The organism is Microbacterium sp. 2RAF4, assembly GCF_052115285.1.
GTDB classification, from domain to species: Bacteria; Actinomycetota; Actinomycetes; order Actinomycetales; family Microbacteriaceae; genus Microbacterium; species Microbacterium oxydans.
Genome location: NZ_JBFRGI010000002.1, coordinates 1,316,030 through 1,340,807, shown reverse-complemented (window position 1 = coordinate 1,340,807; position 24,778 = coordinate 1,316,030). Strand labels below are relative to the sequence as shown.

Below are 24,778 nucleotides of genomic sequence, written 5' to 3'. Positions count from 1 at the left end.
CCCTCGACATCCCCGACGAACAGGAACGAGCAATGACCGACAACATCGGCCCCATCGACGCCTCCGTGAACCCGCGGTATTCCGGCATCGCGACCTTCGCCCGGCTGCCCCGCATCGAAGACGTGCCGCGTGCGGACATCGCCGTCGTCGGCATCCCCTTCGACTCCGGTGTGAGCTACCGACCGGGCACGCGCTTCGGCCCGTCGCACGTGCGGGAGTCCTCGCGGCTGCTGCGCCCCTACAACCCGGCCCAGGATGTGTCGCCTTTCGCGATCGCGCAGGTGGTGGACGCCGGTGACATCCCGGTCAACCCCTTCGACCTCACCGAGGCCGTGACCGAGGTCGAGCGCGCGGCGCTGGCGCTCGGCGAGCAGGTGCAGCGCATCGTCACGATCGGCGGCGACCACACTGTGGCCCTGCCGCTGCTGCGTGCGGTCGCGGCGAAGCACGGTCCGGTCGCTGTGCTGCACTTCGATGCGCACCTCGACACCTGGGACACCTACTTCGGGGCCCCCATCACGCACGGCACACCCTTCCGACGCGCGAGCGAGGAGGGGCTGATCGACCTCACCGCGAGCTGCCACGTCGGCACCCGCGGACCCCTGTACTCCAAGCAGGACCTGGAAGACGACGAGCGCCTCGGCTTCTCGATCGTGTCGAGCGAATACATCGAGGAGCACGGGGTCGAGGCCGCCATCGCCCGCATCCTGCAGCGCATCGGCGACAAGCCGCTGTACGTGTCGATCGACATCGACGTGCTCGACCCCGCCCACGCCCCCGGCACCGGCACCCCCGAGGCGGGCGGGCTCACGAGCCGTGAGCTGCTGCGGATCCTGCGTGCCCTGACCTCGCAGAACATCGTGGGGGCGGATGTGGTCGAGGTGTCGCCCGCCTACGACCACGCGCAGATGACCGGTATCGCCGCGAGCCACGTGGTCTATGAGCTCGTGACGCTGCTGGCCGCCCGCCTCGCGGCCTGAGTCCACCGGCCCCCGGCCTCCCGCCCCGCCTTCCACCCCCTCCCGATCCAGCCCCCCGGGTCTCCAGATCTCTGCTCCGGTCGCGATATTCCAGCCAGATTCCGGATCCAACCTGGAATATCGCGACCGGAGCAGGGCACCGGGCGGGTGGGGGCGTGTCAGGCGTACGAGGCGGCGAGCAGCTCGGCGAACAGCTCCTCGGGGTCGCAGTCGACGCGACGCCGGGTGAACCACTCGCAGATGTTCATGCAGTCGCGGTGCAGCAGGTCGAGCCCCTGTGGGTTGGCGATGATGTCGACGATCTGCGGCAGGTCGATCACGCGCACCCGCCCTTCGTGCACGAGCAGGTTGTATGCCGACAGGTCGCCGTGCGCGAAGCCGGCTGCGGCGAAGGTCCGCATCAGGTCGACCGTCTGCGCGTAGAAGTCCTGCAGCTCGGTGCGATCGCTGCGCACCTGGGCGAGGCGGGGCGCGGCCGTGCCGTCGGAGGTGCCGAGGAACTCCATCAGCACCTCGGTGCCGTTCACCTGCACCGGGTACGGCACGGGTGCGCCGAGCTCCCACATCCGGCAGAGGGCCTCGAACTCGGCGAACGACCACTGCGCCGCGGCCACCTCGCGGCCGTGGACCGACTTCCGTGCGAGCGCACGCGTATCGCGGGTGTTCCGGGTGCTGCGGCCCTCGGTGTAGATCGACGAGCGGTGGAAGCTGCTGTGCTCGGCGCTGCGGTATCGCTTCGCGGCGAGCAGGCTGTGCTGTGTGGAGTCGCCAGGCACCGCTCTTTCGAGCAGGAACACGTCGGCTTCCTTGCCGGTCTTGAGGATGCCCCGCTCTGTGTCGAGCGCCCCGGCAGAGGTCACGACCCACGCGGGCCGGGGTTCGGGACCACGCTCGGACGGTGTGACCGCCGGCCAGGTGGTCCACCGCTGGCCTTCGCCGGGGTCGACCTCGGCGAAGGAGAGCTCGGTCTCGAGGGAGTCGAACACGGTGCCATCGAACGCTGGTGCGTCGAGTCCGGTGGCGTCGAAGGATTGCGCGTCGAAGGATGGTGCGAGGGATTGTGCGTCGAAGGACGCGGCTTCCGAGGAAGCGAAGAGATCAGACAAGATATGGCTCCGGGAGCAGGAGGCCACACCAGGATCAGGAGCGGGTGGCCTCGAGGGGAAGGTGGTCGGCGGAGAGCGCGACAAAGACGGTGTTCATGTCCTCGGCTCCTTCCGCTCGGGCTTCCCGGGATGCTCCCGGTGCGTCGTCGAGCCTAGGGCGTCGACGACACCGTGTCCAGAGGCGGAGTGAGCCCGCCGGAACCGGACCGGACGAATGGTCGGATGCGGCGGACGCCTGATCGGGCGTCGGCCTCCGAGGACTGCGAGTGTGGAGAACATGACCACGACTGCCCCCGTCCCCACCGTGCCGCCGTCCGCGGCTGCCCGTATCCGCTACGGCGGACTGATCGTCCTGATGCTGATGGGGTTCCTGCTGGTCACGGCCGAGTTCCTTCCGAACGGCGTCCTCACCGAGATGGCCGACGGGCTCGGGGTCACCCCGGGGCAGGCAGGGCAGACGGTCACGGTCACCGCGCTGGTGGGGCTCGTGGTCGCGCCGACCGTCGGACTCATGTTCCCGCGGCTCGATCGACGGTCGCTGCTCGTGTGGATGGCGCTCGCGGCCGCCGTGTCGAACCTCATCGTCGCGATCGCCCCGAACCTGATCATCGTGCTGCTGGCGCGCTTCCTGCTGGGCGCCGCGATCAGCGCGTTCTGGGCGATGTCGATCACGGTCGCCGCACGGCTCGCGGGACCGGAGAACCTTGGTCGCGGTGTCATGTTCACCTCGGCCGGAGTGTCGCTGGCGACGGTGGCCGGGGTGCCGCTGGGCGTCATGCTGAGCGAGCTCGTCGACTGGAGGATGGTCTTCGCCATCGCCGGCGCGCTGATGGTCGTCCTCGCCGTCGTCCTGCGTTTCGCGCTGCCCTCGGTTCCGGCCGAGAGGGCGTCGAGCCTGCGTCTGCTCGTGGACACGCTGCGCCGCCCGGGGATCGGTCTCGGCATGGTCGGACACGTTCTGGTGGTGCTCGGACACTTCCTCGCCTACACCTATGTGCGTCTCGCGTTGGAGCGCATCCCGGAGGTCGACGCCTCGACCATCGTGGTGCTGCTGGCGCTGTTCGGTGTCGGCGGGCTCCTCGGCAACATCACGATCGGGCTCGTCATCGACCGCACCTTCGCGTTCTTCGCGGTGTTCGCGCCGCTGGTGATCGCCGTGTCCGTGCTCTCGATGATCCTGTTCTCGGGGTCGATCATCGGCGTCGGCATCGTCGTGCTGGTGTGGGGCTTCTTCTTCTCGTCCTGGTTGATCGTCGCCAACACCTGGGTCGGTCACCGCATGCCGGATCGTCTCGAAGCGGGAGGCAGCCTCGTGGTCGTCGGGTTCCAGGGAGCGATCACGCTGGCGGCGGGCATCGGCGGTCTCCTCGTCGACACCCTGAACGTCGAGCTCGTCTACGTGATCGGCGCGATCGCGCTGCTCGCCGGCGCGGTGCTGTTCGGCGCCTCGAACCGGGTCAGCAGCAGGGCCTGAGCAGCACGCGGCCTCAGGCCGAGACGGGGAGGCGGTGCGCGAGCCGCCACGACGAGGGGGTCATGCCGGTGCGGCGTCGGAACGCACGGCTGAACCCCTCGTCGGAGGCGTATCCCAGCTCGCGCGAGATGTCGGAGACGCTGCGTCCGGCCTCGAGCATGCGCTTCGCCGCGTCGACACGCACCTCGGTCACGTAGTCCGCGGGTGAGCGGCCGACGGCGCTGCGGAACCTCTCCGCGAAGGTCGACCGCGACATGGCGCCGATGCCTGCCAGGCGCTCGACCGTCCAGTCGCGGCCGGGCTCCTCGCGGATGGCGTCGACGACGCGGTCGAGGAACGGATCGTTCGACAACGAGGGCCAGCCTGTCGGCGCGCAGCCGTTCGCCGCCCATGCCCTGATCAGGGACAGCAGCACGGTGGTCGCCATCATGCGGCAGATGATGGGGTCGCCCTGGCGCGCGGGTGTCACCGCGTGATCGATGACGCCCATGTTGAGGGCGAGGGCTGCGGCGGCGGGCTCCACGGCGTCGAAACCGGTGACCGTGAGGAACGGGGGGAGCAGGGCGGGGAGCGGGGATGCCGCATCCGCGAGCTCGATGTCGGCGATCATCAGACTCGTATCGTCCTGTGCTTCGAGGACGAAGGGCGAACGACCGAGCGTCAGGAACGCGTCACCGGCGACGAGCTTGTCTCGGCGGCCCTTCGGGGCGAGGGCGAGGGCGTCGAGCGAGAAGCGCTTCGGGTCGGTGTCGACGTCGAGTCGGCAGCCGTCGCCGAGCGGCGGGTGCCCGTGCACGCCGCCCGCGGCGACGTAGACCAGGGTGATGCTGTCGGCCGGAATGGGCAGCAGCGATCCCGCAGGCAGCGAGGCGCGTCGACCGATGCCGACACGGAGGTCGACGGAGCCGAGCACGTTCGAGAGCGCATCCGCGTCCACTGTCACCATGCCTTCGGCAACGCCGTCGCGCCGTTCGCTATTCCGTCGCGCCGTTCGCTATTCCGTCGCGGCCGCGCGACGATGCGCTGTGCGGTGCCGGCACCCCGCTGACCGACCTCAACCATTCGGTTGATTCGGAGCCCCGAGCGTGCGGATACGGTGGAGGGACACCACCCGAGGAGTACCGTGTTCCGCACCCCCGACCGCCTGTTCCGAGTTCTCGCGATCGCCGAGGCGATCACCTGGACGATCCTGATCTCCGCGATCATCGCGCGCGCCGTCGGCGCTCCCGGAGTCGTGGTGACCGTGGGCGGTGGCATCCACGGGTTCGTGTTCCTGTCGTACGCCGCGACGGCGATCCTGGTCGCCCTCAACCAGCGCTGGCATGCCGGCGTCGGCGTGCTCGCGGTGGCCAGTGCCATCGTCCCGTATGCGACGATCCCCATGGAGATCTGGCTGCATCGCACCGGTCGACTCACCGGAGACTGGCGCCTCGAGGCGACGGACGATCCACGTGATCGTCGCTGGTACGACCGGCTGATGCGGTGGTTCCTGCAGCGGCCGTGGGTGCTCGCGCTGCTGCTGGTCGTGGGCATCGTCGCGCTGTACGTCATCCTGCTGCTGATCGGCCCTCCCGGCGGGAAGTGAGCCGAAGCGGGCTGTCCTCCGCTGTTCAGGGCGTGACGACGACCGCATTCTCCTCATTGATCTTCGCCATGGTCGCCTCGGCGTCTCCGGCGGTGCAGTCCACGATCACGGAGAGTCCCACCCCGGTCTGGGTGAAAGCGCGCGCGGCCATCAGCCAGGTGCGGCTGCCGTCCACTCCGACGACCTGACGCGTCTCGACGCCCCCGTTCCCTCCCGCCATGTAGCTGAACTCTCCGGTGGTGGCGAGCGGCGTGACGTCTGCCGTCGGCATCTGCAGCAGCACGCCGAGGATCGCATCGGACGACGTGCTGTCGTCACCGGGGACCACGGGCACGTCGGTCGTGTGACCCTGCCAGAACCGTGCGGTGCAGGTGCCGTCGACGGTGCCGTAGGTCCACCCGCCGTTGCCGTCGTCCGGGGCAACGATCTTCCACCCGTCGTCGACGACGAGACCGTCGCCCCACTCGATGTAGGTGTCGCTCGCGAGATCGAGCCCTTCCGTGAAGCTCAGGGTCGAACCGGAGGGGCCGTCGGCCGGTGCGTCGGTGTCCGTGCCCGCGGAGGGGGCGTCGGAGGGCGAGCCCGTCGGGATCTGCGCGTACAGACATCCGCTGAGGGACAGGACGGCCAGGGCGGCGACGGCCGCGGCGGTCAGGCGCAGGGTGTGGGAGGAAGTGCGCGTCATGCCGGTCAGCCTAGCCCCGCTCTGCTCCGCCCTCTCGCCGATGCTCGTTCCTGCCTCAGTGCGCTGATCCTGCCTCAGTGCGCTGTGGCCACGCCGATCGAGTCGTGCACCATGACCGCCGCGACCCGAGCGCCCGCACCTGCCGCGACGATGAGCTGCTGCGGTCCGGGAGCCGCCGCGTCGCCTGCGGCGTACAAGCCTGGCACGTCTGTGCGCCCGGAACGGTCGATGCGCAGGTGCCCGGCATCGTCCGTCGTCGGAGCGATCCCCTCGAGGAACGACAGCGTGCTGTGCCATTCGGGACGTACGAATCCGCCGTCGATGGCGACCGTCGTGTCGTCACCAAGGCGGATGCTCTCGATCTGACCTCGGTCGCCGACGAGCTCGACGATGGGTTCCCGGCGTACGGCGATCCCGGCGGCGGCGAGTTCGGCCTCCTCCTCTGCTGTGACCACATCTGCGCCGTGGGTGAACACCGTGAGGTTGTCGGTCAGGCGACCGATGAGGCGGGCGCGTTCGGCGATGTCGGGTGCCTCACCGATGAGGGCGAGGCGACGACCTCGGAGCTCCCAGGCATCGCAGGCGGCGCAGCTGAACAGGCTCATGCCGTAGTAGCCACGGAGGTTCGGCACCTCGGGGAGCGTCTCGCGCAGGCCGGTGGCGAGCAGCACGGTGCGTGCGGTCACCGTCGTCTCCGCCTCGCGGCGCCCGATCCCGGCCGCGAACCCGCCGTCGCTCGGGCGGAGCGCGGTGACCCGGGTGCGCCTTCGCACCTCGACGTCCGGGTAGGCCGAGAGCTCCTCCCTGGCGAGCCGGCGCAGCTCCTGCGGCGGGATGCCGTCGCGGGTGAGAAAGCCGTGCGATCGCAGGGTCGCAGCATTGCGCGGACGATCGGCATCGATCACCAGCACCCGCATGAGTGCGCGTCCGAGGTTGAGGGCGGCGGACAGGCCGGCCGGCCCGCCGCCCACGATGAGCACGTCGTAATCGGTGCTGTCGCTCCCGCCCATCACCGCAGATCTCATCCGCACGGTCCTTCCGAGAAAGGGACGGATCCATGCCGCGGCGTCTGCCGGGCGACACCGCCGGGGCGGCCGGTAAGGCTCGCCTTACTCTCATCCTGCCACTGTTCGACGCTCGCGGCGCCGTGCGCCTCAGCCTCTTTGCTCAGCCTCTTCGCACGGGCTGCTGCAGTTCGGTGACCCAGTCGGACTGGTCGTCGGAGACGGCGCGCACGTAGAGTTCGCGGCAGGGGCCGTCGTGCACCAGGCCGCGGGCCACGATCTCGGTGTGGATCGCGTGCCAGCTCTCTGCGATGTGCTCCATCGAACCGAGATGGATGCCGCACACGGCCTCGTCCGCCGGAGGCAGTTCGATGATCTCGAGACCTTCCCGTGCGGGTCCGGCATAGGTGTATCCGGCGATGACCTGCAGGCCGTCGTCGAGTGTCTCGTACTGGGCGATCGGGGTCGACAGGGAGTGGTCGTCGCCGATGATCTCCGCCACTGCATCGAATGCGGGACCGACGACTCCGGCGACGGCGGGCTGGTCGGCGACGATGGTGCGGATCGCGGCCAGGCGGACAGCGGGGAGCGGCTTGTCGATGATCTCGATCTGGGACATGTGATTCTCTCTCTCGATGAGGTGGAGGCGCCTTTCCACGTCGACGAGTCTCTCTGCGGCGACACGGTGCTCCTGCTCGACCTCTGCGCGACGGATCCGCAGCAGCGCGGCGATGCGCTCGGCATCGACGCCACGGTCGAGGATCGCGGAGATGTCATCGAGCCCGAACCCCAGCTGGCGCAGGGCGACGATCCGGTGCAGCCGTTCCAGCTGTGACGGATCGTAGGAGCGATAACCGCTGAACTCGTCCACGTGGGCGGGCTCGAGCAGACCCGCGGCGTCCCAATGCCGGAGCATCCGGTGGGTCACCTGGCCGATCTGCGCGAACGCTCCGATGGACAACATGCCTCAGTTCTCCCGTCTGCCACTGTGTCAGGGTCAAGTATCGCGGTGGGACGGCGGGGCATCGGCGCGCTAACGTCGACGCGTGGACGAAGAGGTGCTGGCAGGAGGGAACGCGAGCGGGGTCGTTGTGCGCATCGGCGACACGGTGCGCAAGGCGTGGACGGCAGCTACCCCGAGCGTCGATCATTTCGTCGCGGCGCTGCGGATGGCGGGCGTCGATGCGCCGGAACCGCGTGGCCGCGATGAACGAGGCCGGCAGGTCGTGGAGTTCGTGCCGGGAACCCTGGCGATGGACGGCGAGCGGCTGACGGCGGCCGAGCTGCGGCGCGTCGGCTCGATGATCCGGGAGATCCACGACGCCGGTGCCGGATACACGCCGCAGGCGGATGCCGTCTGGGAGACCGCGATCGTCGCGCCCGGTGCCGAGCTCATCTGCCACAACGATCTGGCGCCGTGGAACCTCGTCATCGGCGACCGCTGGGTGTTCATCGACTGGGATGCCTCCGGTCCGAGCACCCGGCTCTGGGACCTCGCCTACGCGGCACAGGCGTTCGCGCTGTCGGACGTCGGGCGAGACCCGGTGGAGGCATCTCGGGATCTCGCTGCGCTGGTCGACGGATACCGGGCGGACGATGTCATGCGCCGTGATCTGCCTCGCGGCATGGAGGACCGGACGGCGGCGATGCTCGCGCTGCTCGAGCGGTCTCACGCCGTCGGCGACGAGCCGTGGTCCTCGATGTACGTGGACGGGCACGGCGACCACTGGGCGAACGCCCTGCGGTACGTACGGGAGCATCGAGCGGTGTGGGCCGACGCCCTCGGCGGGGGCTGAGCGGCTTTCCGGGCGCTCTCGAGCACAGCAACGTTCACATTCCGGTATATCGTTTTTCGCCTGTGATCTGGGACTTCGAATGTCGGTGGCCCCTGATTCACTCCAGGTATGACGGCATTGGCTGATGCGACGCTCGAGCAGGTGGGCGCGCTCGCCGCGCTCACCGAGATGCTCGTCGAGGTCGAGCGCACGATCAGCAGTCTGCAGGCCGCGCGCGACGGCATCCTGGCGGTGGGGTCACGCATCGCTCTCGAGGTCGCCGAACAGGCGGAGCACCCCGATCGCGGCGACATGTCGGCGCGCACGGTGGCTGCCGAGTTCGCCGCCGCCCTGCGGGTGAGCGATCGGACGGTGCAGCGCCGGATGACAGACGCGGCATGGATCGTGGAGCGCTTCCCGCTGGTCTGGGAGGCGCAGGGCGCCGGTCGCATCAGTGCAGCGCACGCGCGGGTCATCTGCGAAGCAGGGGAGCACCTGGATGAGGCGGCGAGTCGTGACGCCTATGCGACGCAGATGATCGCGTTCGCCGAAGCGGAGTCTCCGGGGCGGGTGGGCCGCATGGCTCGGCGGGTGGCTGAGCGATTCCAGGCGCGGTCGATCGAGGATCGGCACCTCGACGCGCGGGAGAAGAGATCCGTGTGGGTGAAAGACATCGGCGACGGGATGTCACAGCTCGGCCTGCTCGGGCCGTCGACCCTCGTCCACGGTGTGTTCGACCGGCTGACGCAGATGGCCAAGATCGTGCAAGGGACGGATGGGCCTTCGGGTCCGGAAGCAGACTCGCCCTCGGATCCGCGCACCTTGGATCCGCGCACCTCGGATCCGCGCACCGTCGCTCAGCTCCGCGCCGACCTCGCCCTCGACCTGCTCCTTGTCGGCGCTCCGATCGGGCACGACGTTCCTGAGGGACTCCTCTCGGGGATTCGTGGAGCGGTGTCGATCACCGTCCCCGTCACCACCCTCATCAGAGGCGGTGGGGCGCCGGGCGAGTTGAACGGCTGCACTCCCATCGACTCCGCGACTGCCCGCACGCTCGCCGGCACCGTCTCCGGATGGGATCGAGTGCTGACCCACCCCATCAACGGGGCGCTCCTCGCGGTGGACCGCTATCGTCCGGGGTCCGACCTGAAGCGACATCTGAAAGCGAGGGATCAGCGCTGTCGATTCCCTGCCTGCGGACATCTGTCCGTCGACTGCGACATCGATCATCATCACGACGCCGCTCTCGGGGGAGACACCCGCGAATCAAACCTCGGCCACCTGTGCCGACGCCATCACATGCTCAAACACCACTCGCCGTGGGCGGTCGAATCTCTGGGTGGTGGCGTGTATGCCTGGACGAGTCCGACCGGCAAGAGCTACATCGACCGACCGCCCCCGCAGAACACCGTCGCCTTCGCGGAAGACTTCGCGGTGCCCCCGTTCTGAGCCCCTTCGTGTCGCGAGTCGGGTGCTCGTCCTTCGCCGCGGGCGCTCTTCATCTCAAACTTGAGTCAGTTCATATCAAGTTCATTTGACTCCTCGTCGACCCCCACGTACACTTGAGTCATCGCGACTCAGGTTTTCCTGATCGCCGCAGATTTCTGGAACACAGAGAACTTCCCACGAAGAGAACTTCCAACAAAGGAGAGAACACATGGCACGTGCTGTCGGTATCGACCTCGGAACCACCAACTCCGTCGTCAGCGTCCTCGAGGGTGGCGAGCCCAAGGTCATCGCCAACGCCGAGGGTTTCCGCACGACCCCTTCGGTCGTGGCCTTCACCAAGGACGGGGAGGTGCTCGTCGGTGAGACCGCGAAGCGCCAGGCCGTCACCAACGTCGACCGGACGATCGCTTCCGTCAAGCGCCACATGGGCACCGACTGGACCTTCGACGTCGACGGCAAGAAGTGGACGCCGCAGGAGATCTCCGCGCGCATCCTCATGAAGCTGAAGCGCGACGCCGAGGCATACCTGGGCGACACGGTGACCGACGCGGTCATCACCGTCCCCGCGTACTTCAACGACGCCGAGCGTCAGGCCACCAAGGAGGCCGGTGAGATCGCGGGCCTGAACGTCCTGCGCATCATCAACGAGCCGACCGCTGCCGCTCTGGCGTACGGCCTCGACAAGGGCAAGGAAGACGAGCTCATCCTGGTCTTCGACCTGGGCGGTGGAACCTTCGACGTCTCGCTGCTCGAGGTGGGCAAGGACGACGACTTCTCCACGATCCAGGTGCGCGCCACCGCCGGTGACAACCGCCTCGGTGGAGACGACTGGGACCAGCGCCTGGTCGACTACCTGATCAAGCAGTTCAAGGAGACCACGGGCGTCGACGTCTCGGGTGACAAGATCGCCCTGCAGCGTCTCAAGGAAGCTGCGGAGCAGGCCAAGAAGGAGCTCTCCTCCTCGACCTCGACCAGCATCAACCTGCCGTACCTGTCGCTGACCGACTCCGGCCCCGTGTCGCTGTCCGAGACCATCACCCGCGCGAAGTTCGAGGACCTCACGAAGGACCTCCTCGACCGCACCAAGAAGCCGTTCGAGGATGTCATCCGCGAAGCCGGCATCAAGGTGTCCGAGATCGACCACATCGTGCTCGTCGGTGGATCGACCCGTATGCCAGCGGTCGCCGAGCTCGTCAAGCGCGAGACCGGCAAGGACGCGAACAAGGGCGTCAACCCGGACGAGGTCGTCGCCGTCGGTGCCGCACTGCAGGCCGGTGTCCTGAAGGGCGAGCGCAAGGACGTCCTCCTCATCGACGTCACCCCGCTCAGCCTCGGCATCGAGACCAAGGGCGGCATGATGACCAAGCTCATCGAGCGCAACACGGCCATCCCGACCAAGCGCAGCGAGACCTTCACCACGGCAGACGACAACCAGCCGTCCGTCGCGATCCAGGTGTTCCAGGGTGAGCGTGACTTCACGCGCGACAACAAGCCGCTCGGTACGTTCGAGCTGACGGGTATCGCCCCGGCTCCCCGGGGCATCCCGCAGATCGAGGTCACCTTCGACATCGACGCGAACGGCATCGTGCACGTGTCCGCCAAGGACAAGGGCACCGGCACCGAGAAGTCGATCGTCATCTCCGGCGGTTCCTCGCTGTCGAAGGAAGACATCGAGCGCATGGTGCGCGAGGCCGAGGAGCACGCGGCCGAGGACAAGGCGCGTCGCGAGGCCGCCGAGGTCCGCAACCAGGCCGAGACGCTCGCGTACTCGATCGACAAGCTGATCACCGAGAACGACGACAAGCTGCCTGAAGACGTGAAGACCGAGGTCAAGGCCGACGTCGACGCGCTCAAGACGGCTCTGGCCGGTGAGGATGACGACGCTGTGAAGACCGCGTTCGACAAGCTCAACCAGTCGCAGTCCAAGCTCGGCGAGGCCATCTACGCCTCCTCGCAGGCGGATGCCGCTGCCGGCGCTTCGGCTGACGGCGAGGCCCCGACCGGTGACGCCCCCTCCTCCGACGAGGACGTCATCGACGCCGAGGTCGTCGACGACGAGGACGAGAAGAAGTAACCATGACCGACAAGAACTTCGACGAGAACCAGAATCCTGAGTCCGCCGAAGGTCGCAGCGAGGGGTCGGATGCTCAGGCATCCGGCCCCGCGCCGCACCACCAGGACTCCCGTGATGCGCAGGCCGCCGAGGGCTCGGACGAGACCCCGGCAGACGGTGCTCCCGACGACCTGACGGTCGACGACATCCTCGGCGCGACCCAGACCGGTGAGGCCGCGGCGGAAGACGCCGTGCTCGCCGACCTCGAGTCCACTCTGCTGAACGACCTCAAGCGTCTGCAGGCCGAGTACGCCAACTACCGTCGCCGCACCGAAGAGCAGCGGCAGGTCGAGATCGAGCGGGCGAAGGGCGAGGCCGCCAAGGGCCTGGTCCCCGTGCTCGACGACCTCGATCGCGCGGCCCAGCACGGTGATCTGGTGGAGGGCACGCCCTTCGCCGTGATCGCCGATAAGGTGCGCACGGTCGTGGAGCGTCTCGGAGTGGTCGCATACGGCGAGAAGGGCGAGGAATTCGACCCGCAGCGTCACGAGGCGATCTTCCAGCAGCCGACGCCCGGCGCCGAGAAGACCACGATCCTCGAGGTCGTCGAGGTGGGCTACCGTCTCGGCGATGTCGAGCTGCGTCCTGCGAAGGTCGTCGTCGCTGTCCCGGAAGGGTAGGTGATCGATGGCCAGCCAGGATTGGTTCGACAAGGACTTCTACAAGACCCTCGGGGTGTCCAAGGACGTCAGCGATGCGGAACTGAAGAAGACGTACCGCAAGCTCGCCCGCAAGTATCACCCGGACTCCAATCAGGGTGATGCCAAGGCCGAGGCGAGGTTCAAGGAGATCAGCGAGGCCTACTCGGTGCTCTCCGACGCGGAACAGCGCAAGGAGTACGACGAGATCCGAGCCATGGGCTCCGGTGCCCGCTTCACGGCGGGCGGCCAGGGCGCAGGCGGCTTCGAAGACGTGTTCAGCCGTTTCGGCCAGCAGGGTCGAGGGCAGACGGCGGACTTCGAGGACATCTTCGCGATGTTCAACCAGGGTCAGGGTGCGAGCTTCGGCGGCGGACGTTTCGGCCAGCCGAGCGGCGGCTACCGCGGCTTCGGCGGACCGCAGCGCGGTGCCGACGTGACCGCGCGCACCACGCTCGACTTCGTCACCGCCGTGCAGGGCGAGACCATCTCGCTGCAGGGCGAAGACGGCAAGCCGTTCAAGGTGAAGATCCCCGCTGGTGTCGCCGACGGGCAGAAGATCCGTCTGCGCGGCCGTGGTCGTCCCTCGCCGGATGGCGGGGAGAGCGGTGACATCGTGGTGCAGATCACGGTGCGGCCGCACCCGGTCTTCACGCGTGACGGTCTCAACCTGCGCGTCGTGGTGCCCGTGACCTTCACCGAGGCGACCCTGGGCGCGACCATCGAGGTCCCGACCCTCGGCGGCGACGTGGTCAAGCTCCGCGTCGCGCCCGGCACCCCCTCCGGGCGGGTGCTGCGGGTCAAGGGGCGAGGAGTCGCGACGTCGAAGGGCACGGGCGATCTGCTCGCCGAGCTCCAGGTCGCGGTGCCGACGCACCTCGACGAGGCCGCACGTGCGGCGCTGGAGAAGTTCCAGGAACTCGAGCCCGACGAGAACCCGCGAGCCGAGTTGATGGCGAAGGCCCGGCGATGAGCAGTCGGAAGCGATCACCGGGGTGGAGGCGTTCATGATGAACGCCGACACCCCGGTGTTCGCGATCGCGGCCGCCGCCGAGCTCTCCGGCCTGCACCCTCAGACGTTGCGGCAGTACGACCGCATCGGCCTCGTCGTCCCCGGCCGCACCTCGGGCGGCTCGCGCCGCTACTCGTCCCGCAACATCGAGCAGCTGCGTGAGGTCGCACAGCTCTCCTCCGAAGGAGTGAGCCTTCCCGCGATCGCTCGACTCCTCGACCTCGAAGACGAGAACAGGGCGCTGCGCAACCGGATCGCCGTGCTCGAGAGCGCCCTGCGCACCGAACGGGAGAATCGTCCGGGCGTGCGGGTGTTCGCCGCGGGTTCCGCAGGTGTCGTGCCCATGCCGACCGGTCGCCGGCTGCGTCGCTCGACCGAGGTCGTGCTCTGGGACCCGCGAGGCAGCGCCTAGAGGCAGCGCTTAGAGGCAGCGCCGAGAAGTTGCGCCGAGAAGTTGCGCCCGGCCCGGTCCTCCCTTCCGGTGTGTATCCTGTCAACTGTTAACAGGAGGTCGCCATGACGCAGTCCGTGAAGCGTGGAGAGTCACTCGGCGCGCAGGTGGCCCGAGTGCTCCGGCACCGCATCGTGCGGGGCGAACTCGCACCGGGTGCGCGCATCACCGAAGAGGCGCTCGCCGAGGAGTTCTCGGTCAGTCGTGGCCCCGTGCGCGATGCCCTCACCCAGTTGAGCTTCGAGAAGCTCGTCGAGGTGCAGCGTCCGCGCGGGGTCTACATCGTCGGGCTCACCCGCGACGATGTCGATCAGCTCTACAGTCTGCGCGGTGCCCTCGAGCAGCTCGCCCTCTCCCGAGCCATGCGCGTCAGCGACGATGCCCGCTGGAAGGGGATGGATGCTGCAGTCGCGCGGATGGGCGAGGCGGCGGACGCCGGCGATCACGCGGCCTTCGTGACGGCCGACCTGGAGTTCCACTCGCAGATCTACGCGCTCGCCGACCACCCGCGCCTCGAAGGCGCGTGGAATCAGTACCTGCCGACATTCACGGCGCTGCTCGAAGTCACCATCAACCACGACGAGGATCTGCACGAATCCTCGAGCGATCACGTCAAGCTCCTCGAGGTGATGCGCAGCGGCCCGCCGAGCCAGGCGGCCACGGTGCTGTCGGAGCATCTGGACGGTGCCCGCGAGCGCATGCTGAGCGAGATCGCCGCCCGCGCCTGAGCACGCGTGAGCGCGAGCGAGGTCAGGAGAGCCACGTCAGTGTTGACTGTTAACAGTCAACACTGATACGTTCAAGGGGTCGACAACAGGGTCGACCCACGTAGAGGAGCAAAGATGCCCCGCAAGCGCATCACCCGGGCGGCCGCCGCGATCGCCGCCCTCGCAGCCACCGCTCTCATCGTCTCGGCCTGCACCAAGGTCGAACAGGGCGCGGACGCCGGTTCCACTTTCCCCGAGAACGACATCCGCCTCATCATCCAGGCCAACCCCGGCGGAGGCTCCGATCTCTCGTCGCGCGCGCTCGCCACGGAGCTCGAGAAGATCCTCGGCGTCAGCGTGATCCCGGAGAACATGCCGGGCGCTGCCGGAGCGCTCGCCATGGAGTACGTGGGTGCGCAGGATCCCGACGGCTACGTCATCGGATTTGCACCCGTCGAGATCGCGATGCTGAACACCACGCAGAGCGCGAACGTGCTCCCGGACGACTTCGACCTGCTCGGCCAGATCATGCTGGCGCCGGGCGTGGTCACCGTCGGCGCGAACAGCGGCATCGAGACGCTGGAAGACCTCGTCGCTCAGGCGAAGTCCGGTGCGGTCACGGTGGCGAACTCCGGCGCCGGCTCGATCTGGGAGGCCGCGACCATCGGGCTCGGCACAGCGACCGACGCCGAGTTCACGCCGGTGCCCTACGACGGGGGAGCGACGGCGGTCGCGGCGGCGGCATCCGGGGAGACGGTCGCGGCGGTCTCCGGACTCGGCGAGGCTCTCGCGCAGGGCGAGGCCGTGCGGATCCTGGCTGTCATGAACGACGAGCGCCACCCCGACGCGGAAGATGTCCAGACGGTCGAAGAAGCCATCGGTGAAGACGTGATCTTCGGTGGCTGGGGTGGAATCTACGCTCCCAAGGGGCTGCCCGACGACGTGAAGTCGACGCTCGAGGCCGCAGTCAAGGAAGCCGTCGAGTCGGACAGCTACCAGAAGTTCCAGGCCGACGCCGGGAACCTGGTCGTGTACCGCGACTCCGCCGAATGGACCACGTTCGTCGACGAGCAGTTCGACCTGTTCAAGGACCTCCTGGGCTGAGAAGACCCCGGTTCAGAAGACTGCAGTTCAGAAGACTGCGGGGCCGGGCGCGTTCCCGGCCCCGCAGGGCTCCCCCTCACTTCTCGGATCACGAAAGGAGCAACATGTCGACCTCTGCATCGGAGGCGTCCCCACCGGACGCCGTCGCGGGCGACGAATATCAGGGTGCACCCGCCTCGCGTCCGCTCGAGATCGTGTTCGCCGTCGTCGCCCTGGCATTCACGGCGGGCTACCTGTTCCTCTCGACGCAGATCCCGCTGCGGCGCGAGGCCGCTCCCGGACAGATCGACGCCCGCTTCTGGCCCCTCGTCATCGGGGTCGCCGGAGTCGTCGTCGCCATCGCGCTGCTCGCCGTCGCGATCACCCGTCCCGCCCCCACCCGCGAAGACCTCGAGCGCATCCAGCCCGGTGGCGTCGTCCGAGTGATCGCCACGCTCGCGATCGCCGGCGGCTTCATCGCCCTGTGGGCGCTGGGCTCGGTCATCCTCTTCGGCTACCGGGTCGAGGTGTTCCCGGTGGCCTGTGCCCTGCTCATGGCGGCTCTCATGCTCCTCTACGGCCACCGCCGCTGGCTGAGCCTCGTCATCTACTCCGTCTCCGTCACGGCGTTCGTCTACGTCGTGTTCGGCATGCTCCTGAGGATCCCCCTGTGAACGCGCTCCTGGAGGGGCTGAACTCGCTCCTCGACATCTCGATCCTGCTCTACATGCTCGTCGGCCTCGTTCTCGGGTTCATGGTCGGCGCCTTCCCCGGTATCACCGCGACCATGGCGGTCGCTCTCGCCGCCGGCTTCACCATGACCCTCGAGCCGGTGCAGGGCCTCGCGGTGCTGCTCACGATCTACGTCGCGGCCAACTTCGGCGACCGGGTGCCATCCATCCTCATCAACACCCCGGGAACGCCGGCATCCATCGCCACCACCCTGGACGGCTACCCGATGGCCAAGCAGGGAAGAGCAGGCCTCGCGCTCACGATCTCCGCGATCGTCTCGGCGGTCGGAATCCTCGCCTCGCTCGTGCTGTTCTCGGTCGCCGCCGTGCCGATCGCCAGCTTCGCCCGCGACTACTTCAAGTCTCCCGAGCTGTTCGCCCTCGTCGTCTTCGGCATCGCGATCATGATCGGCATCTCGTCCAAGTCGATGCTCAAGGGCATCCTCGCCGGCCTCTTCGGGCTGATGCTCGGCAGCGTCGGCACGTACGCCGCCACCGCCGACCAGCGCTTCACCTTCGGCGTGCTCGAACTGGTCGAGGGTGTGAACTTCATCGCCGTCATCATCGGCCTTTTCGGCATCGCCGAGCTGTTCGACCAGCTGCTCACCCATCGGAAGTCCGCTGTGCGTCCCATCTCGAGCCTCGGCCGCTGGTGGCCGAACCATGCCGAGCTGAAGCAGAGCGGTCGGGCGACCGCGGTCGGCGGCGCTGTCGGACTCGGCGTCGGGCTCATCCCGGCCGCCGGCGGTGACATCGCCGGGCTCATCGGCTGGGAGCGGGCGCGCAAGGTCTCCAAGCACCCCGAGATGTTCGGCAAGGGATCGATCGAGGGCGTCGCCGCCAGCGACACCGCCTCCAGCGCCACGCTCGGTGGCTCGCTCACCACGACGATGGCACTCGGCATCCCCGGCGACTCGGTCATGGCCGTGATGATCGGCTCCATGATCATCTGGGGCATCACCCCCGGTCCGACACTCTTCACGAACCGTCCCGACCTCGTCGTCTCGATCGTCGGCATCATGCTGGTCGCGACGATCCTGTCGCTCGCGCTCAGCCTGGTGCGCATGAAGGGCATGGTGAAGCTGCTCGACGTGCCGCAGCCGTACCTGTGGAGCGGCATCCTGATCTTCTGCATCATCGGCACCTACGCCACGTCCAACAGTCTCTCCACCGTGGTGACGATGCTCGTCTTCGGCGTCATCGGCGTGCTGCTCAAGCGCATGCAGGTTCCGGCCGGTCCCGTGGTGCTCGGTCTGCTGCTCGGACCGCTCGCGGAAGAGAACCTCGCCCGCACGCTGGCGATCCTGCCGACGCGTCCGTTCTTCGAGGTCGTCAGCCCGATCGCGCTCGTGCTGCTCGCGCTGGCCGTGCTCTCGATCGTGATGCCGGCGATCCGCGCCGCCCGCAAGCCGCGCGCCGAGCGCGCTGCGCTCGCCGACTCGATCCTGCACGACGACAGCATCCAGCAGATCGAGAAGGCGCACGGCGAACTCGCCGCGCAACCGGATCTGCTCACGTCCACCGTCCGCAACGTCGACGCCCCGCGGCGGCGTGCCCGTAAGCCCCGCACGAACTCCGAGGAGACCGAGAAGTGACCCGCTACGACATCCTGACCGCCGTGCCCACCGCGTTCCACCGCGACGGCACCCTCGACATCGAGGGCTCGCGTGCGATCTTCCGATTCGTCGCCACCTCGGGCAATGAAGGGGCGTTCGTGCTCGGGACGACGGGGGAGTTCCCCGCGGTCGATGCCGAGGAGTTCACCGCCATCGTCGAGGCGGCGCTCGCCGAGCTGGAGGGCCGCATGCGTGTGGTCGTGCACGTCGGGCGCCCGAGCACCTTCGAAGCGGTGCGCCTGACGAAGATCGCCCGTGCGCTGGGGGCCGTGGAGTTCGCCGCGCTCACGCCCTATTACCTGCGCGCGACCGACGACTCGATCTACGACTATTACCGCGCGGTGTCGGAGGCTGTCGGCGACGGACGTCTGTACGTGTACATCTACCCCGCCCGCAGCGGCAACCCGGTGTCGCCCGAACTGCTGGCGCGGCTGGCGGAACTGCCCAACGTCGTCGGCGCCAAGATCAGCGAGCTCTCGCTCGACGACATCGCCGCCTACCGTGCCGTGGTGCCCGCCGACTTCGATCTCTACACCGGTGCCGACCGCGACCTGATCGCCGCCGTCGACGTAGGAGCGCAGGGGGTCGTCTCCGGGGTGTCGTCGGTCACGCCGAAGCCGTTCCGTGCCCTCGCCGAGGCCGGCCGGTCCGGCGATGCGGACGCCATCGTCGTCGCCCAGTCCGCCGTCGACGAGGTCGTCGCCCTCATCGGCGGTGACATGGCGCGGATGAAGGAGGCGTACCGTGTGCTCGACGTGGTCGACACGCACTGCCGGATGGCGATCGCCGAACCGACAGACGCCGAGCGCACCGCTGTCGCCGAGGTGGTCGCCGCACACCGGTGAAACGTCACACGTGAAAGGTCACAGGAGATGGAAATGTCCTCTTCCTAGCGTGGACGCAGGGAAAGACCCTGCTCCGCGCCTGGCGCGCGGGTGTCCTGCCACGAAGGAAGAACTCCTCATGACGAACACCACAGCCCCTTCCGCCGCACCCTCGCTGGGACTCCTGGTCCTCCGCATCGTCGTCGGCGCGATCTTCGCCGCGCACGGCGCGCAGAAGATCTTCGAGTTCACACTCCCCGGAACCATCGGCAGCTTCGCCGGCATGGGGATTCCCCTCCCCGAGATCGCGGGCCCGGTGGTCGCGTTCGTCGAGCTCATCGGCGGCATCCTCCTGATCCTCGGACTCTTCACCCGTCCGGTGGGGATCCTGCTGGCGATCGACATGATCGTCGCCGTCATCGCCGTGCACCTGCCTGCAGGCCTCTGGGTGGGCGAGGGCGGATACGAGTTCGTCGCGGTGCTCGGTGCCGCCGCATTGGCGCTCGCCCTCACGGGAGCGGGGCGCTTCTCCCTCGACGGGGCGTTCCTGCGAGGCCGCGCACCCGCCTGGCTGAGCTGAAGCACCCCGCAGGACGACGGATGCCGCGGCCCGAAGGGGTCGCGGCATCCGTCGTCCCGGTGTGGTGTTGCGGAAGGGAAACCGGCCATCCGCGTCGTTGCGGCGTCTGTGCACATCACCGCTTTCGTTTTCGATGAGCAAGGCATATAAAAACACAGAAATAGAAAGACTTTCCCCGATCTACCGCGGATTCCTGGCTCCCAATACGCAAATAAACCTAAACTGAGCGCATCCGGCATTCCGCCGAGGACTTTTACAGCGAAGTAAGGGGATTGCAGATGAAGCTCAAGAGGAGCCTGGCGGGTGTGGCGACGGTCATCACCGCTCTCGGCGTCACCGCATGCGCAGGAGGCGCAGCGCCGGACGCGTCGGGGAACGCCTCCAGCGACACCATCACGTTCCGCTCGTGGAGCCCCATCGAGCAGACGACCCGTCAGATGATCGAGGCCTTCCAGGCCGAGAACGAGGGCTCGAAGATCGATGCGACGATCTTCAACTACCCGGAGTACCTCGTCGATCTGCAGAGTCGCGCCAGCTCGAACACCTTGCCCGACGTGCTGGGACTCCAGCCCGGAGCACTCACCCAGCAGTACCGCGAGAACCTGATGCCGCTGCAGGACTGCGCCGCCGAGACCTGGGGCGACGATTGGCAGAGCAAGTTCTACCCGATCGGCATCGAGCAGGCGAGGATGGGGAACCCGGAAGGCGATGACAACTTCTACTCCCTCCCGATCCTCACGCAGACCGTCAACCTGTGGGCCAACTCCGAGATCTTCGACGACGCCGGCCTGAGCGTGCCGAAGACCTGGGACGAGCTCGTGCAGACCACGAAGGACCTCAGCGGCGGCGACGCCGCCCCGTTCCTGCTGCCGGCCAAGGATTCCTGGCTGCGAAACGTCGTGTTCCTGCAGATCGCCAACAACGTCTCGCCGGGAACCGTCTACGAAGCCGAGGACGGCAGTGTGCCGTGGACGGATCCGGCCATCGTGAAGGCGTTCGACTACTGGAGCAAGCTGTTCTCCGACGGCATCGCGCAAGACGGGGCGATCGGTCTGGACGCCTACCCGTCGGCGGCGAACCAGTTCGAGGCGGGCAACGCCGCCATGATCCCGCTCGGGGCCTGGTGGATCCAGCAGTCCGACCCGACGAAGTCCGACATCCCTCCGCTCTCCGAGGGCATGTCCGGCTACGAACCGTTCCTGTTCCCGACCATCCCCGGTGGGGCGGCGGAACCGCAGTTCGTCGGCGGCATCGACGTGAGTCTCGGCATCTCGAAGAACACGGCCGATCCCGAGCTCGCCTGCAAGGTGCTCACCGACTTCATCGCCGGCTCCGCCGCGCAGAAGCTCGTCAACACCATGAACGACGTACCGGCGGTCACCGGCCTCGCTCCCGAGAAGTTCACGAGTGAGAAGCAGGAGCAGATCTGGAACCTGTTCGTCGACGAGTGGCTCCCGCAGGTGAAGTACTCGCGCTACTTCGAGTCGCCCAAGCTCGACCAGGCCGTGGCCGATGCGCTCGCCGCCATCGCCACCGGCGATTCCACCCCGCAGGAAGCAGCGGAATCCGTACAGGCCGTCCAGGACACCCTGTAGCAGGAGAATCCAGGAACAACGGAGTTCGTGCAGGGCCCGGGACCTCTTCCCCGGGCCCTGCCTGAGAGGAACGCGCATGAAGATCCTGACGAGAGAGCGACTGGTCGGCCTGGGATTCCTGGCACCGACGCTGATCCTCTTCGCGGTGTTCGTGGTCTACCCGATCGTCTACAACGTGCAGGCGAGCACGCTCGACTGGGACGGTGTCAACGTGGGCACGGCGGTCGGTGCCGGCAACTACCTCGAGCTGTTCCAGGACCCGACGTTCCTCATCACCCTGCGCAACTCGGCCTTCTGGATCGTGCTGACGATCGTCCCGCAGGGTGTGATCGGCTTCCTCCTCGCCGTCGCCCTCAACCAGGGGCTGCGCGGCAGCACGATCTACCGGGCGATCTTCTTCATCCCGGCGATCCTCTCCCCGGTCGTGGTCGGGATCGTCTGGCAGCGGATCCTCGACCCGTTCAACGGCGTGCTCACCGCCATCGGCAAGGCGACAGGCCTCACCTTCCTCGGCGGCAACTACCTCGCCGACCCGCAGACGGCGATCTTCGCGGTGATCTTCGTGAACGTGTGGATGTGGACCGGGTTCTCGATGCTGTTCTACCTCGCGGGGCTCCAGCTGATCGATCCCAGTCTCGTGGAGGCGGCGCGCATCGACGGTGCCGGCGGATTCCAGACCATGGTGCGCATCACCTTCCCGCTGCTGAAGACGACCACCCTGTCGCTCGTGCTCCTCGGGATCATCGGCTCGCTCAAGACCTTCGAGCTCGTCTACGTGCTCACGCAGGGCGGTCCCAACCACGCATCCGAGATGCTCCCCACATTCGCCTTCCTCGAGGCCTTCCAGCTCCAGAACGTCGGCTACGCCTCGGCCATCAGTGTCGTCCTGCTCGTGGTCGCCGTCGTGAGCTCGCTCTCGATGGTGCGGGTGTTCGGCGCCGGATTCATCACAGGAGACGAGAAATGACCGCGACGAGCGAGACCCGTACCCTGATCGTCCCGAAGGACACGGCCGGTCGCCACCGTCACGGCGCACCAGGACGCCGCGTCGGCTGGCTGCACATCGTGCTCATACCGCTCGCGGTGCTGTGGCTCGTGCCCATCATCATGGTCGTCGGGCTCTCGATGATGCCGCCGAACAACCCGAGCACGCAGTTCTTCGGGCTGTTCCCCGCAGAGTTCAGCGTCAAGAACTACCTCACGATCTGGGACCAGAACCCGATCCTGCTGCACCTGCTCAACAGCCTCCTCATCACGGTGCCCTCGGTGCTGCTGGTCTGCCTGCTCGGATCGATGACCGCCTTCGCCCTCGCCCGGCTGCGCGTGCCGCTCAAGGCGCTCATCTTCGGGGTGCTGATCCTCGCACTGATCCTGCCGATGTCGAGCATCGTGGTCGCCACGTTCCGCATCCTGCAGTCGATGCAGCTCTACAACAACCTCCTCGGACTCGTGCTCGTGTACACCGCCCTCGGCCTTCCTTTCGCCGTCATCATCATCCGCACCTCGTACCTGGCGATACCGCTCGAGACGTACGAGGCAGCACGTCTGGACGGGGCCAACAGCTGGCAGATCTTCTGGCGCATCTACCTGCCGCTGGGCAAGCCCGCGCTCGCGGTGGTCGCGGTGTGGCAGACGATGATGAGCTGGAACGACTTCCTGCTGCCTCTCGTCACCCTCGGAGACAACGAGCTCAAGCCGTTGACCCTCGTGCCGCTCGCGTATCGCGGGATGTACCTCTCGCAGCCGGGCGCGCTGTTCGCGATCCTGGTGCTGATCTCCATCCCCGTCGTGATGCTGTTCATCTTCATCCAGAAGTACCTCGTCAACGGCCTCTCGGGAGCGATCAAATGAGCGTCATCGGACTCGACCTCGGCACCAGCGGAGTGCGCGCCGTCGCCTTCGCCGCAGACGGACGGACGCTCGGAGGATCGTCAGCGCCCCTCACCCTCCGGCGCGACGGTCATGGCAGGGTCGAGCTCGACGCCGAGGAGATCGTCTCCGCCGCCGAGGCGGTGGTGCGGGCTGCCGCCACGGAAGCCGCACAGCAGGGAGACGCGGTGCAGGCCATCGGGTTCAGCGTGCTGGGCGAGGCCGTGGTGCCGGTCGACAGCTCGGGGGATCCGCTCGCCCCGGTCGCTGTGAGCATGGACACGCGCGGCACCGAGTCAGCGGAGACGCTGGGCGCACGGCTCGGCGACGGTCGTTTCACGGCGATCACCGGGCAGCCGCTGCACGGCATGTTCTCGGTCTTCAAGATCATGGCCGGCGACGCTGCGTGGGCGGCGGCCGCGGCGTATCGCTGCATCGGAGACCTCGTCGCCGAACGATGGAGCGGCGTCGCGGCGATCGATCTCGGTCAGGCCGCCCGAACCGGCATCCTGGACGTCGAGCGCGGCGAATGGAGCGAGGAGATCCTCAGCGCGGCTGCCGCATCCGCCCCCTGGCTGCAGGTCGAGCGGCTTCCTGTCCCCGTGCCCTCCGGCTCTGTGATCGGCGGTGTCCACGCCCGCGCGGCGACGCTTCTCGGCGTCGATCAGGGCACGCCACTGATCGCGGGCACGCACGACCAGGCTGCGGCGTTCCTCGGCGCCGGAGGAGTGGTCGGAGTGCGCTCGGTGATCGCGCTCGGGTCGAGCGACTGCCTCACCGTCGCCACGCGCGAACGCCCGCGCGGCCTCGAGGCGACGGGGTTCGCGAGCTATCGATTGGACGACGCGACGTGGATCACGCTCGCCGGAACCGCCGCCGGAGGCTGGGCGCTCGAATGGCTGGCCGGGCTCCTCGGCGCCGAGGTCGGAGAGGTCTTCGGCGTGCTCTCCGAGAACCCGCCCGCCCTCATCGTGCTGCCCTACCTCGCCGGCTCGGGAACCCTGGACAACGACCCCTCGGCGCGCGGCACGATCCACGGGCTCACGCTCGACACCTCGGTGCCCGAGCTGGCGCGCGCTGTCGTCGAGGCAGCGGGGTTCGAGTTCCATAAGATCATCGCGGCGCTCGAAGCCCACGGCGTCCGCGTCGACGACCTCCACGTCACCGGTGCAGGAGTGGCGAACTCCGCGGCGCTCGCCGCGCGGGCCTCCGCCGCCGGAGCGCGGATGACGCCGGTCGCGCATGACGCCTCCGCTCGCGGAGCGGCGATGCTCGCCGTCCGTGGCATCGGCGGCGATCCGAGACGGCTCCTCATCGTCCCGGACCCCGAGGCCGTCGCCGAGCCCGACCCCTCATCGAGCGCCTGGTATGCCGCTCAGCGTGCTGCCTACGTCGCGCTGTACGAGGCGACGAGGGGCATCGGCCCGCACCTGACCGAGCGTCCCACCTGACCCGTCGGTGCCCACCTGCCAGAACCACCACACCTCCGAACCACACACCT

Annotated in this window: 24 protein-coding genes; 19 read left to right on the top strand and 5 right to left on the bottom strand. The window is 68.0% G+C overall.

The features are described 5' to 3' along the window. Positions 1-32: 32 nt before the first annotated feature. Positions 33-980 carry an agmatinase gene (speB, locus tag AB4070_RS10905; protein WP_441980111.1) on the top strand — a complete coding sequence of 316 codons (948 nt, stop codon included), beginning with the start codon at positions 33-35 and terminating at the stop codon, positions 978-980. A gap of 158 nt (positions 981-1,138) precedes the next feature. Here speB and AB4070_RS10900 read toward each other — a convergent pair whose 3' ends face one another. Further along, the gene (locus AB4070_RS10900) at positions 1,139-2,086 is read right to left on the bottom strand and encodes a serine protein kinase RIO (RefSeq protein ID WP_441980110.1); all 948 of its coding nucleotides are present in this window, start codon (positions 2,084-2,086) and stop codon (positions 1,139-1,141) included. Between the two features lie 277 nt (positions 2,087-2,363). On the opposite strand from AB4070_RS10900, the gene AB4070_RS10895 reads away from it, so the two are divergent. Further along, positions 2,364-3,560: an MFS transporter gene (locus AB4070_RS10895; RefSeq protein WP_441980109.1), complete on the top strand. Its 1,197-nt coding sequence runs from the start codon at positions 2,364-2,366 to the stop codon at positions 3,558-3,560. Between the two features lie 13 nt (positions 3,561-3,573). Here the strand turns inward: AB4070_RS10895 and AB4070_RS10890 are convergent, their stop codons facing one another. Next, on the bottom strand, positions 3,574-4,506 hold the full coding sequence (locus AB4070_RS10890; protein ID WP_441980108.1) for a helix-turn-helix domain-containing protein: 933 nt from the start codon (positions 4,504-4,506) through the stop codon (positions 3,574-3,576). A gap of 177 nt (positions 4,507-4,683) precedes the next feature. Here AB4070_RS10890 and AB4070_RS10885 point away from each other — a divergent pair, with 177 nt between their 5' ends. After that, positions 4,684-5,145: a DUF3817 domain-containing protein gene (locus AB4070_RS10885; RefSeq protein WP_045263911.1), complete on the top strand. Its 462-nt coding sequence runs from the start codon at positions 4,684-4,686 to the stop codon at positions 5,143-5,145. Between the two features lie 25 nt (positions 5,146-5,170). Here the strand turns inward: AB4070_RS10885 and AB4070_RS10880 are convergent, their stop codons facing one another. From AB4070_RS10880 to AB4070_RS10870, 3 genes are all read right to left on the bottom strand, one after another. Next, complete coding sequence (locus AB4070_RS10880) at positions 5,171-5,830, bottom strand: hypothetical protein (protein ID WP_441980107.1); 660 nt, start codon at positions 5,828-5,830, stop codon at positions 5,171-5,173. A 74-nt stretch (positions 5,831-5,904) separates the two neighbouring features. Beyond that, complete coding sequence (locus AB4070_RS10875) at positions 5,905-6,855, bottom strand: NAD(P)/FAD-dependent oxidoreductase (protein ID WP_441980106.1); 951 nt, start codon at positions 6,853-6,855, stop codon at positions 5,905-5,907. Between the two features lie 142 nt (positions 6,856-6,997). Then, positions 6,998-7,798, bottom strand: coding sequence for a MerR family transcriptional regulator (locus AB4070_RS10870; RefSeq protein ID WP_441980105.1), 801 nt, complete (start codon positions 7,796-7,798; stop codon positions 6,998-7,000). 82 nt (positions 7,799-7,880) lie between these two features. On the opposite strand from AB4070_RS10870, the gene AB4070_RS10865 reads away from it, so the two are divergent. From AB4070_RS10865 to AB4070_RS10790, 16 genes are all read left to right on the top strand, one after another. Continuing rightward, a complete protein-coding gene (locus tag AB4070_RS10865; RefSeq protein WP_441980104.1) occupies positions 7,881-8,630 on the top strand; it encodes a phosphotransferase in 750 nt (249 codons plus the stop codon). Positions 8,631-8,738: 108 nt separating this feature from the next. Then, the gene (locus AB4070_RS10860) at positions 8,739-10,058 is read left to right on the top strand and encodes a DUF222 domain-containing protein (protein WP_441980103.1); all 1,320 of its coding nucleotides are present in this window, start codon (positions 8,739-8,741) and stop codon (positions 10,056-10,058) included. 208 nt (positions 10,059-10,266) lie between these two features. After that, entirely contained in the window at positions 10,267-12,132 is a 1,866-nt protein-coding gene (gene dnaK, locus AB4070_RS10855) for a molecular chaperone DnaK (protein WP_282845757.1), read from the top strand. Positions 12,133-12,134: 2 nt separating this feature from the next. Then, a complete protein-coding gene (locus AB4070_RS10850; RefSeq protein WP_282845756.1) occupies positions 12,135-12,791 on the top strand; it encodes a nucleotide exchange factor GrpE in 657 nt (218 codons plus the stop codon). Between the two features lie 7 nt (positions 12,792-12,798). Further along, a complete protein-coding gene (locus tag AB4070_RS10845; protein ID WP_441980102.1) occupies positions 12,799-13,782 on the top strand; it encodes a DnaJ C-terminal domain-containing protein in 984 nt (327 codons plus the stop codon). Positions 13,783-13,819: 37 nt separating this feature from the next. Then, on the top strand, positions 13,820-14,233 hold the full coding sequence (locus tag AB4070_RS10840; protein ID WP_045264043.1) for a heat shock protein transcriptional repressor HspR: 414 nt from the start codon (positions 13,820-13,822) through the stop codon (positions 14,231-14,233). Between the two features lie 104 nt (positions 14,234-14,337). Continuing rightward, complete coding sequence (locus AB4070_RS10835; protein ID WP_441980101.1) at positions 14,338-15,000, top strand: GntR family transcriptional regulator; 663 nt, start codon at positions 14,338-14,340, stop codon at positions 14,998-15,000. A 114-nt stretch (positions 15,001-15,114) separates the two neighbouring features. Further along, entirely contained in the window at positions 15,115-16,083 is a 969-nt protein-coding gene (locus AB4070_RS10830) for a tripartite tricarboxylate transporter substrate binding protein (protein WP_441980100.1), read from the top strand. Between the two features lie 104 nt (positions 16,084-16,187). Next, positions 16,188-16,736, top strand: coding sequence for a tripartite tricarboxylate transporter TctB family protein (locus tag AB4070_RS10825; protein ID WP_441980099.1), 549 nt, complete (start codon positions 16,188-16,190; stop codon positions 16,734-16,736). Beyond that, a complete protein-coding gene (locus AB4070_RS10820; protein WP_441980098.1) occupies positions 16,733-18,388 on the top strand; it encodes a tripartite tricarboxylate transporter permease in 1,656 nt (551 codons plus the stop codon). Before AB4070_RS10825 ends, AB4070_RS10820 begins: the two co-directional genes overlap by 4 nt. Beyond that, the gene (locus tag AB4070_RS10815; RefSeq protein ID WP_441980097.1) at positions 18,385-19,254 is read left to right on the top strand and encodes a dihydrodipicolinate synthase family protein; all 870 of its coding nucleotides are present in this window, start codon (positions 18,385-18,387) and stop codon (positions 19,252-19,254) included. The genes AB4070_RS10820 and AB4070_RS10815 overlap by 4 nt, the downstream gene beginning before the upstream one ends. Positions 19,255-19,372: 118 nt before the next feature. After that, on the top strand, positions 19,373-19,813 hold the full coding sequence (locus AB4070_RS10810; protein WP_441980096.1) for a DoxX family protein: 441 nt from the start codon (positions 19,373-19,375) through the stop codon (positions 19,811-19,813). Between the two features lie 278 nt (positions 19,814-20,091). Then, positions 20,092-21,408, top strand: a complete 1,317-nt coding sequence (locus AB4070_RS10805) for an ABC transporter substrate-binding protein (RefSeq protein WP_441980095.1) — start codon at positions 20,092-20,094, stop codon at positions 21,406-21,408. 76 nt (positions 21,409-21,484) lie between these two features. Next, a complete protein-coding gene (locus tag AB4070_RS10800) occupies positions 21,485-22,375 on the top strand; it encodes a carbohydrate ABC transporter permease (protein WP_441980094.1) in 891 nt (296 codons plus the stop codon). After that, a complete protein-coding gene (locus AB4070_RS10795) occupies positions 22,372-23,259 on the top strand; it encodes a carbohydrate ABC transporter permease (protein WP_441980093.1) in 888 nt (295 codons plus the stop codon). Before AB4070_RS10800 ends, AB4070_RS10795 begins: the two co-directional genes overlap by 4 nt. Beyond that, a complete protein-coding gene (locus tag AB4070_RS10790) occupies positions 23,256-24,728 on the top strand; it encodes an FGGY-family carbohydrate kinase (protein WP_441980092.1) in 1,473 nt (490 codons plus the stop codon). Before AB4070_RS10795 ends, AB4070_RS10790 begins: the two co-directional genes overlap by 4 nt. The last annotated feature ends 50 nt before the right edge of the window (positions 24,729-24,778 follow it).